This window comes from Pseudomonas sp. KH_021, assembly GCF_057838865.1.
Genome location: NZ_CM174477.1, coordinates 5,968,076 through 5,981,014 on the forward strand (window position 1 = coordinate 5,968,076; position 12,939 = coordinate 5,981,014).

Consider the following 12,939-nt stretch of genomic DNA (forward strand, 5'->3'; position numbering starts at 1 on the left):
GATAAGACGGCAGACTGGCCCCGGAGTTCCCCCCGGGGCCAAGTCGGGCAGGCTCAGGCGAGAGCTTGCCAGATTTCAGTGGCGTATTCACGAATGGTTCGGTCCGAAGAGAACCAGCCCATGCGCGCAGTGTTAAGCACAGCGGCCCGCCACCAGTCCTTGGGCTCGCACCAGAGCGCCTCGACCTTCATTTGCGCATCCCAGTAGGCGTCGAAATCGGCGCAGACCAGGAAACGGTCATAGTCGATCAATGAGTCGATCAGGCCGGTGTAGCGCGCGGGGTCGTCGGGCGAGAACGTCCCGCCGCGAATCGCCTGCAGCACGTCATTGAGCCGACGAGAGGACGCAATAGCCGCTTCGGCGCCAAAGTCTCCGTCACGCTTGCGCGCCTCCACCTGCTGGGCAGTGAGACCGAAGATAAACATGTTCTCGGCCCCCACCCGCTCACTCATCTCGACGTTAGCGCCATCCAGCGTGCCAATAGTGAGCGCGCCGTTGAGGCCGAACTTCATGTTACTGGTGCCGGACGCCTCGTAGCCTGCGGTGGAGATCTGCTCGGACAGGTCAGCCGCCGGGATGATGCTTTCGGCCAGGCTGACGTTGTAGTTGGGCAAGAACACCACTTTTAGCAGGCCGCGCACGGTCGGGTCATTGTTGATGATGCGGGCGATGTCATTCGATAGCTTGATGATCAACTTGGCCTGGTGGTAACTGGCCGCCGCCTTGCCGGCGAATATTTTCACCCGCGGTACCCATGGGGTACCGGGCTCGTCGCGGATGGCCTGATACAGCGCCACGGTGTGCATCAGGTTGAGCAACTGGCGCTTGTACTCATGGATACGCTTGACCTGCACATCGAACATCGCTGTCGGGTCGATACCAATGCCCAGGCGCTCATGGATGATTCGCGCCAGCGCCTTCTTGCTGTGCAGCCGCTGTTCGGCAAAGCGCTTGCGAAATTCGGGCTTGTCGGCAAAGGCTTCCAGCCCCTCCAGATAGGTTTCCGGGTTATCGAGCACCTGTGGGCCTAGCGCCTCGACGATCATGGACGTCAGCGCAGGGTTGGCCTGGAACAGCCAACGGCGGAAGGTAATACCGTTGGTCTTATTGTTGATCCGGTTGGGATAGAGCTTGTGCATCTGGGAAAACACGGTACTGCGCATCAGTTTGGTGTGCAGCCCGGAGACACCGTTGACACTGTGGGATCCCAGGAACGCGAGATTGCCCATGCGCACCCGACGGCCATTGTCTTCCTCGATCAACGACACCGCGCGCAGCACGTCGAAATCGTGAATACCCTTGGCCCGCAGCGCATCGATATGGAAGGCGTTGATCAGATAGATGATCTGCATGTGCCGTGGCAGCATGCGCTCCATCAGGCCGACCGGCCAGGTTTCCAGGGCTTCAGGCAGCAAGGTGTGGTTGGTGTAGGCCAGGGTATCGACGGTGATCTGCCAGGCGGTTTCCCAAGCGATGCCATGCTCGTCGACCAACAGCCGCATCAGTTCGGCCACGGCAATGGAGGGGTGAGTGTCGTTGAGCTGGATGGCCGCCTGGTCGGACAGGTTGAGCAGTGAGTCGTGCATGTTCAGGTGGCGACGCATCAAATCCTGCAGAGAGGCCGATACGAAGAAGTATTCCTGCCTCAAGCGCAATTCTTGCCCCGCCTCGGTGCTGTCGGCCGGGTACAGGACCCGAGAAATACTTTCGGCCCGGGCCACTTCGGCGACCGCACCCAAGTGGTCCCCGGCGTTGAACCGCTCAAGATGCAGCTCTTCCAGTGCCCGTGCACGCCACAGGCGCAGGGTGTTGACGCTGGCACCGCGCCAACCGACCACCGGCGTGTCATACGCTACCGCCCGCACCGTTTCGCCCGGCCACCAGACCTGCTTGGGCTGGCCCTCGCCGTTGTGCACGGTTTCAACATGACCACCAAAGCTGATCGGGTAGATCACCTCTGGGCGCTCGAACTCCCAGGGGTTACCGAAATCCAGCCAGTTCTCGGTCTGCTCCTGCTGCCAGCCATCCACTATGGCCTGGCGAAACAGGCCGTGTTCATAGCGGATCCCGTAGCCGTGGGCAGCAATGCCCAGGGTCGACATACTTTCCATAAAACAGGCTGCCAAGCGTCCTAGGCCGCCATTGCCCAGCGCTGCATCCGGCTCCAGCAAGCGAATGCGCTCAAGGTCTACGTTCAGGCCACTCAAGGCCTCTCGAGCGATGTCCAGCAGGCCCAGGTTGCTCAGGCTGTCGTACAACAGCCGGCCGATCAGGAACTCCAGCGAGAGGTAATACACCCGCTTCTGATTCTTGCGATAGATCTGCCGGGTGTGGTCCATCCAGTGTTCGACCATATGATCCCGTGCGGCGAGGGCGATGGCCTCGAACCAGTCGTGGTCGAAGGCGTGATCGGGGTCCTTGCCCACCGCATATGTGAGTTTGGCGAGTACAGCGGCCCGGAAATCGGCCACCTCAGCGTCACGGACAAGCGGTTCCTGAGACATAACGACGTCCTCGGGGAGAGTTGACGAATGGGATTAAGAAAAAGGGAGGCTTGAGAGTAGACGGTTGAACAGGAGCCAGCCGCCCCAGTTCGAGGTTTTTTGTGCACAAGCGCGAGTTGTTCATGGGCATAACCGGCAAATGGTTGTTCAAAAATTCACCAACTCCGGTATTATCGCGCGCCCGATTACCCTGATGTCTTATCCCGATGAAACCTACCCTGATCGCCGCCGCCGAAATCGACCGCCTGGATACCTGGCAGAAATATGCCAGCCATATGTGCGGAGGTTGCATGTCGACGTGCTGCACGATGCCTGTGGAGGTGAAGATCAAAGACCTTATTCGTATCGGTGTAGTCGACGAATTCGAAAAAGGCGAGCCGCCGAAGAACATTGCCAAGCGTTTGCAAAAGGAAGGCATCGTCGAACGGTTCAACCAGAAGTCTGGCATCTTCACGTTACAGCGCATGAGCAACAACGATTGCCTGTACCTGGATAAGAAGTCGAGGATGTGCACGATTTATGACCTGCGGCCGGACACCTGCCGTAATCATCCAAAAATTGGGCCAAGGCCTGGGTTTTGCGCATACAAGCCAAAACCTCTGGTGCGCTGAACTTCTGCGGACATCAACCCACCGGTAGGAGCCGGCTTTAGCCGCGAAGGGGCGCGCAGCGGCCCCAATCGTTGGGCCTGCTGCGCAGGCCATCGCGGCTAAAGCCGGCTCCTACCGGTGGTTTGTCAGCAATAACAGCACAAAAAAAAACGCCCCCGGCCTTTCGACCGGGGGCGTTTTCATTCAGCCGGAGCTAACAATCAGTTCTTGGCTTTCTTGGCAGCGCGGGTACGCTCGCCTTCGTCCAGGATCTTCTTGCGCAGGCGAATCGACTTAGGCGTCACTTCGCACAGCTCGTCGTCCTGGATGAATTCCAGAGCCTGTTCCAGGGTGAAGCGAACAGGTGGAACCAGGGCGATGGTTTCGTCTTTACCCGAAGCACGCATGTTGTCGAGCTTCTTGCCTTTGGTTGGGTTGACGCCCATGTCGGTGTCACGGCTGTTCAGACCAACGATCTGACCGTTGTAGATCTCTTGACCGTGTTCAACGAACAGCTTGCCACGCGCCTGCAGGGTTTCCAGGGAGTAGGTCAGCGCCTTGCCGGTTTCAACCGATACCAGAACACCGTTCTGACGGCCGGACATCTGGCCCGACTTCATGGTGTCGTAGCGATCGAAGATCGAGGTCAGGATGCCAGCACCGTTGGTCAGGGTCAGGAACTGGTTACGGAAACCGATCAGACCGCGAGCAGGGATGTTGTACTCCAGACGAACACGGCCCTTGCCATCCGGCACCATGTTGGTCAGGTCGCCCTTACGCAGGCCCATCTCTTCCATGACCTTGCCCTGGGATTCTTCAGGGGTGTCGATGGTGACGTTTTCGAACGGTTCCTGCTTGACGCCGTCGACAACGCGGATGATCACTTCTGGACGGCCAACGCCCATTTCGAAGCCTTCACGACGCATGGTTTCGATCAGTACCGACAGGTGCAGCTCACCACGGCCCGAGACCTTGAACTTGTCAGCCGAGTCGCCTTCTTCAACGCGCAGTGCAACGTTGAACAGCAGCTCTTTGTCCAGGCGTTCCTTGATGTTACGGCTGGTGACGAACTTGCCTTCTTTACCGCAGAACGGCGAGTCGTTGACCTGGAAGGTCATCGAAACGGTTGGCTCGTCAACGGTCAGCGGCTTCATCGCTTCGACGTTCAGTGGGTCGCACAGGGTGTCGGAGATGAGCAGCTCGTCGAAGCCGCTGATGCAGACGATGTCGCCGGCCAGTGCTTCTTCAACGTCAACGCGGTGCAGACCGTGGTGACCCATCAGCTTCAGGATACGGCCGTTGCGCTTCTTGCCGTTGGCGTCGATGGCGACAACCGGGGTGTTCGGCTTGATGCGACCACGGGCAATACGGCCAACACCGATAACGCCAAGGAAGCTGTTGTAGTCCAGTGCCGAGATTTGCATCTGGAACGGGCCATCACGGTCAACGGCGGGTGCGGGTACGTTGTCGACGATCGACTGGTACAGCGGGGTCATGTCTTCGGCCATCTCGGTGTGGTCCAGACCGGCAATGCCGTTCAGGGCCGAGGCGTAGACGACTTTGAAGTCCAGCTGTTCTTCGGTGGCACCGAGGTTGTCGAACAGGTCGAAGATCTGGTCCAGAACCCAGTCAGGACGCGCGCCCGGACGGTCGACCTTGTTGATGACCACGATTGGACGCAGGCCGGCTTCGAAAGCCTTCTTGGTCACGAAACGGGTTTGCGGCATAGGGCCGTCTTGAGCGTCAACCAGCAGCAGAACGGAGTCAACCATCGACATCACACGCTCTACTTCACCGCCGAAGTCGGCGTGGCCCGGGGTGTCCACGATGTTGATGTGGTAGCCGTTCCAGTTGATGGCGGTGTTCTTGGCCAGAATGGTAATGCCGCGCTCTTTTTCCTGGTCGTTGGAGTCCATCACGCGCTCGTCGTTGAGCTCGTTGCGCTCCAGGGTGCCGGATTGGCGCAGGAGCTTGTCGACCAGCGTGGTTTTACCATGGTCAACGTGGGCAATGATGGCGATGTTGCGTAGATTTTCGATCACTTGTGTATCTCGATCAGAGGATTCGGTTTGCCGACAATTCTATACGGCGGATGTTAATTAACGATGATTCAGCCAGCCCGTCGGTCGGGGGGGCGATGGCGGATACTTCCGCCATTCAGCCCTGGGACTTTATGTCGGACGATAAACGCGCACATTGGCATGTCCCTCGCTGAGCAGGTGATGAGCGTGCAGGCGGCTCATGACACCCCGGTCGCAATACAGCAGGTACTGGCGTGTGTTATCCAGCTCCTTGAAGCGACTGTTCAGGGCATAGAAAGGCATCACTTGGACTTCGATGCCTTCAAGCTGCAACGGCTGGTCTTCCTGGGCATCGGGGTGACGAATGTCGATCACCACTTGCCCGGCCAGCGCTTCGCTGACTTCTTCGATCTGGATATCCTGGCCCAGCTCGTCGATTACTTCGTCGATGGACACCAGGCGCGCTCGCTCGATAGCGCGTTCCAGCACCGCCATGTCGAACTGCTTTTCTTCATGCTCCATGCGGTGACGCTTGGCGCATGTGGTCGGGTTTACCGAGATCACGCCGCAATATTCCGGCATGTGCTTGGCAAACTCGGCGGTACCGATCTGGTTAGCGAGGTCAATGATGTCCTGCTTGTGGCTGGCCAGCAATGGGCGCAGTACCAGCTTCTCGGTGGCCGAATCGATGATCGAAAGGTTCGGCAGCGTCTGGCTCGACACTTGCGAGATCGCTTCACCGGTGACCAGTGCATCAATTTGCAGACGATCGGCCATGTGCGTGGCGGCGCGCAACATCATACGCTTCAATGCCACGCCCATATAGCGGTTATCGACCTTGCCGAGAATTTCTCCGACGACTTCCTCGAACGGTACGCTGATAAACAGCACGCGGTGGGAGCTGCCGTATTTCTTCCACAAGAAGTGCGCGACTTCCATCACGCCCAATTCGTGGGCACGGCCACCCAGGTTAAAGAAACAGAAGTGGGTCATCAGGCCGCGGCGCATCATCTGATAGGCGGCCACGGTGGAGTCGAAACCACCGGACATCAACACCAGCGTCTGCTCCAGCGCACCCAGCGGATACCCGCCGATGCCCTGGTGCTGGCTGTGGATGACGAACAACCGTTGGTCGCGAATTTCCAGGCGCACCACGACTTCGGGGTTACGCAGGTCGATACCGGCGGCGCCGCATTGCTGGCGCAGCTGGCTGCCCACGTAACGGTCGACGTCCATGGAGCTGAAGCTGTGCTTGCCGCCGCGCTTGCACTTGACGGCAAAGACTTTACCGGCCAGCTGCGGGCCAAAATGGGCCTTGCACTTGGCAACGATGTCGTCAAAGTCGCCCAGCGGGTACTCCTCCACTTGCAGGAAGTGGGTGATGCCCGGGGTGCAGCTCAGGCGCTCGAACATCTCGCGCAAAATCTTCGGGTCTTCGATGCGGGTCACAAGCTCGAGGTTGTCCCACACGCCGTCGACCACCACCTTAGGGTCCAGGTCTTTGACAACGACACGGATATTTTTGGCGAGCTGACGGATAAAGCGCATGCGCACCGGCCGGCTCTTGATGGTGATCTCTGGAAAAACCTTAATGATTAGTTTCATGAAAACTGCGCGCGAGGTGCCAGTCAAAAAAGAGGGGGCGGGATTATAGCGGAAATTGCTCAGGTTTTAACCAATTATCGCACAGCCACCCCGAAGCGCACCAAAACGGATCACTAAGCACTTGATTCGCATCATTAAGGTGCGGAATTTTCCGATTTTCTACTGAATAAACCGTGAAACGCTTGAGTTTGGGGCGAAAAAACCAATACAGGGCACTGGCATGCAAATTGCTCCCTTGTGAGGCAGGTTGCCTTGGCGGACTATCCACGCCCGGCATCACCCAAATTCAAGGGCTGCAAAGGCAAGCTCTACCCCACCCGGAGGACACTATGTCGAAGTCGGTTCAACTCATCAAAGATCATGACGTTAAATGGATTGATCTGCGCTTCACTGACACCAAAGGCATCCAGCACCACGTCACCATGCCAGCCCGTGACGCGCTGGATGACGACTTCTTTGAAGTCGGCAAAATGTTCGACGGTTCCTCCATCGCTGGCTGGAAAGGCATCGAAGCTTCCGACATGATCCTGATGCCGGTTGACGATTCCGCCGTTCTCGATCCGTTCACCGAAGAGCCGACCCTGATCCTGGTCTGCGACATCGTCGAGCCTTCTAGCATGCAAGGCTACGATCGCGACCCACGTGCGATCGCCAAGCGCGCCGAAGAGCACCTCAAAGGTACCGGCATCGGCGACACCGTGTTCGCAGGCCCAGAGCCAGAATTCTTCATCTTCGACGAAGTGAAATTCAAGTCCGACATCTCCGGCTCCATGTTCAAGATCTTCTCCGAGCAAGGCTCGTGGATGTCTGACCAGGACGTAGAAGGCGGCAACAAAGGCCACCGTCCAGGCGTCAAAGGGGGTTACTTCCCAGTTCCGCCGTTCGACCACGACCACGAAATCCGTACTGCCATGTGCAACGCACTGGAAGAAATGGGCCAAATCGTCGAAGTTCACCACCACGAAGTGGCGACTGCCGGCCAGAACGAAATCGGCGTCAAGTTCAACACCCTGGTGAAGAAAGCTGACGAAGTCATGGCCTTGAAGTACGTCGTGCACAACGTTGCCGACGCCTACGGCCGTACCGCTACCTTCATGCCTAAGCCTCTGTACGGCGACAACGGCTCGGGTATGCACGTTCACATGTCCATCTGGAAAGATGGCAAGAACACCTTCGCTGGCGAAGGTTATGCCGGCCTGTCCGACACCGCCCTGTACTTCATTGGCGGTATCATCAAGCACGGTAAGGCCCTGAACGGCTTCACCAACCCTGCGACCAACTCCTACAAGCGTCTGGTTCCAGGCTTCGAAGCACCAGTGATGCTGGCCTACTCGGCTCGCAACCGCTCCGCTTCGATCCGTATTCCTTACGTTTCCAGCCCTAAGGCTCGCCGTATCGAAGCACGCTTCCCGGATCCGGCTGCCAACCCGTACCTGGCCTTCGCAGCACTGCTGATGGCCGGTCTGGACGGTATCCAGAACAAGATCCACCCAGGCGACGCTGCCGACAAAAACCTGTATGACCTGCCGCCTGAAGAGGCCAAAGAGATCCCACAAGTTTGCGGTAGCCTCAAAGAAGCCCTGGAAGAGCTGGACAAGGGCCGTGCGTTCCTGACCAAAGGCGGCGTGTTCTCCGACGACTTCATCGATGCCTACATCGCGCTGAAAAGCGAAGAAGAAATCAAGGTCCGCACCTTCGTACACCCACTGGAATACGAGCTGTACTACAGCTGCTAATCCAGTAGCGCTCGCGCAAGCGGCGTGACTAAAAAGGCCTCCTTCGGGAGGTCTTTTTTTTTTGCCCGGTAGGAGCCAGCCTTGGCTGCGATGGCCATAGGTATCTACACATCTTTTGGCGTACTGCTACGAATGTAGCCGCTGACGAGGTACGAGGCTGCGATCGGCAGCGAAGCGGCCGTAAAACCTGAGACCATAATCCATCAGGCACACCGAAGGGCCTGAATTTACGACGGCTTCGCCGCCGATCGCAGCCTCGTACCTCGGCAGCGGCTACAAGAGCCGCGCTGCCCCAGAGTTGTGTAGATACCTATGCTGCGATGGCCACACCGCGGTGCATCAGGCAAACCGCGGCGCGTTCATCGCAGGCAAGCCTTGCTCCTACAGGGCCCCAATGAACACCCAATGTTCTATGCTGCCAACACGCTCAGCCTTTGCGACTCAAGGACCCTCCATGCGCCTGCCCCTGATCGGCCTGCTGTTGCTGGTCGCCCTGCCCGCCAGCGCAGAGGTCTACAAGTACATCGACGCCAACGGCAACACCACCTACAGCAATATGCCGCCGCCAGATGGGCGCCCCGCCGAGACCGTCAAGCTGCTGCCACTCAACAGCGTCGAGAAGCAGCCACCCACCCAGCCGCCCCTGCCCACGCCAGCCACCCCGCCTATATCTGCGCAAAGCACCTATCAGGTACTGGAACTGACCGGCCTGCCCACCGATGAAGCCCTGCGCGCCAACAACGGCACCTTTACCGTGACCGTGCACATCGAACCACGGCTGGTGCCCGGCCATTTGCTCAGGCTGGTGCTCGACGGCAAGCCCTACGGCCAACCGAGCAACGTCCCGCGCCTGCAACTGGTCAATATCGACCGGGGTGATCATTACCTGGCCGTGCAAGTACTCAACAATGGCGAAGTGATCCAGCAGAGCGAGCCGTTCAAATTCACCTTGCAACGGGTGCATCTAGGCCAATGAAGCGACTTTTATTGTATTGCGCACTGATGGCCAGCCAAGCCGAGGCGGCCGATATCTATTCCTATAAGGATGCCAACGGCAATACGGTATTTACTGACAGCCCGCGCATCTATGACTCCAGGCCCTTGGCCTTACCACCGAGCAATAGTATCGCGGCCCCACTCCCACTTTCGACACCCAGCAAGCCCTCTCCCAAACCCCTTGCTCGCTATCAAAGCCTACAGCTGCTCGCTCCCACAAACGATGCCACCTTGCGCGAGCTCAGCGGTGATGTGCTGGTAACGCTGGCCAGCGATCCGCCGTTGATGGGCGGTCACGCCTATCGCCTTTTGATGGACGGCCAACCGCTCGCACCATTATCGAGCATCCCCTCGTTCACGCTGAAAAACGTTGATCGCGGCAGCCACAAGCTGGTGGCACAGATCCTCGATGAGCAGCACCGGGTGCTGGAGACCACGCCTACCGTGGTTTTCCACCTGCAGCGCACCAGCCTCGCGCAAAAGCGCAAGGCTCGCCCCTGCCAGAAAGACGACTACGGCGTACGCCCCGAATGCCCGCTCAAGGACAAGCCAGCTGAGGAGAAAAGCAGCATTTTGCCTTTCTTCTGACCACAACTGCTCACATCGCTCTATATTGGTGCGTCAGGTAACAAAGCAGTCCCCATAAAACCCATTTTGGGTCAATTTTCGCGATTGCCTTGAACAGTAGGCGTCGAATCGGCCCGTAAAAGCGCGGAAAATGGCTAATCGCGCTTCTTTTCGGAGCCTTGGTTTGGTTTTTGCATTTTCTTCGTATCCGCAGATTACCAGCGCGCCGACCTCTGGGACTCACCAGGGCGGCCATGTGCCAAAAGAGGTCAACGACAGCTAATGACCATCAGTGATGCACTGCACCGACTGTTACTCGACAACCTCACCACCGCCACCATCCTACTCGATGCCGAACTGCGCCTTGAGTACATGAACCCGGCGGCCGAGATGCTCCTGGCCATCAGCGGCCAACGTAGCCATGGCCAATTCATCAGCGAGCTGTTTACCGAATCGGCCGAAGCCCTCAACTCGTTGCGCCAGGCGGTCGAGCAAGCCCATCCGTTCACCAAGCGTGAAGCCATGCTCACCGCCCTGACCGGCCAGACCCTGACGGTGGATTACGCGGTCACGCCAATATTGAGCAAAGGCCAGACCCTGCTGCTACTGGAAGTCCACCCGCGTGACCGTCTGCTACGGATCACCAAGGAAGAGGCGCAGCTGTCCAAGCAGGAAACCACCAAGATGCTGGTGCGTGGCCTGGCTCACGAAATCAAGAACCCGCTGGGCGGCATTCGTGGCGCGGCGCAATTGCTGGCCCGCGAACTGCCAGAAGAAAGCCTCAAGGACTACACCAACGTCATCATCGAAGAGGCCGACCGCCTGCGTAACCTGGTCGATCGCATGCTCGGCTCGAACAAACTGCCTTCCCTGGCCATGACCAACGCCCACGAAGTGCTGGAGCGGGTATGCAGCCTGGTCGAGGCCGAAACCCAGGGCGGCATCACGCTGGTACGCGACTACGACCCGAGCATCCCGGACCTGCTGATCGACCGCGAGCAGATGATCCAGGCCGTGCTCAATATCGTGCGCAATGCCATGCAAGCCATCAGCGGCCAGAATGAATTGCGCCTGGGCCGTATCAGCCTGCGCACCCGTGCCATGCGCCAGTTCACCATTGGCCACATTCGCCATCGACTGGTGGCCAAGATCGAAATCATCGATAACGGCCCCGGTATCCCGGCTGAACTGCAGGAAACCATCTTCTACCCTATGGTCAGTGGTCGCCCGGATGGTACGGGGCTAGGCCTGGCCATTACCCAGAACATCATCAGCCAGCACCAGGGCCTGATCGAGTGTGAGAGCCATCCTGGCCACACAGTCTTCTCGATCTTTCTGCCGCTGGAACAAGGAGCCGCTTCGTCATGAGCCGTAGTGAAACTGTCTGGATCGTCGATGACGACCGTTCCATCCGTTGGGTTCTTGAAAAAGCCTTGCAACAGGAAGGCATGACCACCCAGAGCTTCGACAGTGCCGATGGCGTGATGAGCCGCCTGGCGCGCCAGCAGCCGGACGTGATCATTTCCGATATCCGCATGCCCGGTGCCAGCGGCCTGGAGCTGCTGGCGCGGATTCGCGAGCAGCACCCACGCCTGCCGGTCATCATCATGACCGCCCATTCGGACCTGGACAGCGCCGTGGCGTCGTACCAGGGCGGTGCCTTTGAATACCTGCCCAAGCCTTTCGATGTGGACGAGGCGGTAGCACTGGTCAAACGCGCCAACCAGCACGCCCAGGAACAACAAGGCATCGACGTGCCCCAGGCGCTGACTCGCACCCCGGAAATCATCGGTGAAGCACCGGCGATGCAGGAGGTGTTTCGCGCTATCGGCCGCTTGAGCCATTCCAACATTACGGTATTGATCAATGGCGAGTCGGGTACCGGCAAAGAACTGGTGGCCCACGCCCTGCACCGCCACAGCCCACGAGCAGCGTCCCCTTTCATCGCCTTGAACATGGCAGCGATTCCCAAGGACCTGATGGAATCGGAACTGTTCGGCCACGAAAAAGGCGCCTTCACCGGCGCAGCCAACCTGCGCCGCGGTCGCTTCGAACAGGCGGACGGCGGCACCCTGTTCCTGGACGAAATCGGCGACATGCCGGCCGACACCCAGACCCGTCTGCTGCGGGTATTGGCTGACGGCGAGTTCTATCGAGTGGGCGGGCACACGCCGGTCAAGGTCGACGTGCGGATCATCGCGGCCACCCACCAGAACCTGGAAACCCTGGTGCATGCCGGCAAGTTCCGGGAAGACTTGTTCCACCGCCTGAACGTGATCCGCATTCATATTCCACGCCTGTCGGACCGTCGCGAAGACATCCCGACCCTGGCCAAGCACTTCCTCGCCCGTGCGGCACAGGAATTGGCCGTAGAGCCCAAGCTACTCAAGGCCGAGACCGAGGAATACCTCAAGAACCTGCCGTGGAACGGCAACGTGCGCCAGTTGGAGAACACCTGCCGCTGGATCACAGTGATGGCGTCCGGACGAGAGGTGCACATTGGCGACCTGCCTCCAGAGCTGCTGAACCTGCCGCAAGATGCAGCGCCCGTCACCAACTGGGAACAGGCCCTACGCCAGTGGGCCGACCAGGCCTTGTCGCGTGGCCAATCGAGCCTACTCGACAGCGCCGTGCCAAGCTTCGAGCGGATCATGATCGAAACCGCCCTCAAGCACACCGCCGGCCGCCGCCGCGACGCCGCCGTGCTGCTGGGCTGGGGCCGCAACACCTTGACGCGCAAGATCAAGGAGCTGGGGATGAAGGTTGATGGCGCGGACGATGAGGACAGCGACGAGGGGTAGGAGCCGGCCTCGGCCGCGATGGTATCACCACGGTTACGACGTTAGACCGCGGCGATTTCATCGCGAGCAAGCTCTGCTCCTACAGGGCGCACGATGCCAGCCCCATGCACCGCCATAAA

General features: G+C 59.0%; 9 protein-coding genes. 6 read left to right on the plus strand and 3 right to left on the minus strand.

What is annotated here, in order from left to right:
* Positions 1–53: 53 nt before the first annotated feature.
* Positions 54–2,504, minus strand: coding sequence for a glycogen/starch/alpha-glucan phosphorylase (locus AC3IX4_RS27455; protein ID WP_489258435.1), 2,451 nt, complete (start codon positions 2,502–2,504; stop codon positions 54–56).
* A gap of 206 nt (positions 2,505–2,710) precedes the next feature.
* Between AC3IX4_RS27455 and AC3IX4_RS27460 the strand changes: the two genes are divergently transcribed.
* Positions 2,711–3,115, plus strand: coding sequence for a YkgJ family cysteine cluster protein (locus tag AC3IX4_RS27460; RefSeq protein WP_489258436.1), 405 nt, complete (start codon positions 2,711–2,713; stop codon positions 3,113–3,115).
* 200 nt (positions 3,116–3,315) lie between these two features.
* On the opposite strand, the gene typA is transcribed toward AC3IX4_RS27460, so the two are convergent.
* Entirely contained in the window at positions 3,316–5,136 is a 1,821-nt protein-coding gene (gene typA, locus AC3IX4_RS27465) for a translational GTPase TypA (protein ID WP_489258437.1), read from the minus strand.
* A 129-nt stretch (positions 5,137–5,265) separates the two neighbouring features.
* Complete coding sequence (gene thiI, locus AC3IX4_RS27470; RefSeq protein WP_489258438.1) at positions 5,266–6,720, minus strand: tRNA uracil 4-sulfurtransferase ThiI; 1,455 nt, start codon at positions 6,718–6,720, stop codon at positions 5,266–5,268.
* 329 nt (positions 6,721–7,049) lie between these two features.
* Between thiI and glnA the strand changes: the two genes are divergently transcribed.
* The 5 genes from glnA (at position 7,050) to ntrC (ending at position 12,820) form a co-directional block, all read left to right on the plus strand.
* Positions 7,050–8,456 (plus strand): type I glutamate--ammonia ligase, encoded by a 1,407-nt coding sequence (gene glnA / locus AC3IX4_RS27475; RefSeq protein WP_489258439.1) that lies wholly within the window; start codon positions 7,050–7,052, stop codon positions 8,454–8,456.
* A 454-nt stretch (positions 8,457–8,910) separates the two neighbouring features.
* Entirely contained in the window at positions 8,911–9,432 is a 522-nt protein-coding gene (locus AC3IX4_RS27480; protein ID WP_489258440.1) for a DUF4124 domain-containing protein, read from the plus strand.
* Positions 9,429–10,040: a DUF4124 domain-containing protein gene (locus AC3IX4_RS27485; RefSeq protein ID WP_489258441.1), complete on the plus strand. Its 612-nt coding sequence runs from the start codon at positions 9,429–9,431 to the stop codon at positions 10,038–10,040. The genes AC3IX4_RS27480 and AC3IX4_RS27485 overlap by 4 nt, the downstream gene beginning before the upstream one ends.
* Before the next feature lie 261 nt (positions 10,041–10,301).
* A complete protein-coding gene (gene glnL / locus AC3IX4_RS27490) occupies positions 10,302–11,387 on the plus strand; it encodes a nitrogen regulation protein NR(II) (RefSeq protein WP_489258442.1) in 1,086 nt (361 codons plus the stop codon).
* The gene (gene ntrC, locus AC3IX4_RS27495) at positions 11,384–12,820 is read left to right on the plus strand and encodes a nitrogen regulation protein NR(I) (protein ID WP_489258443.1); all 1,437 of its coding nucleotides are present in this window, start codon (positions 11,384–11,386) and stop codon (positions 12,818–12,820) included. Before glnL ends, ntrC begins: the two co-directional genes overlap by 4 nt.
* Positions 12,821–12,939 lie beyond the last annotated feature (119 nt).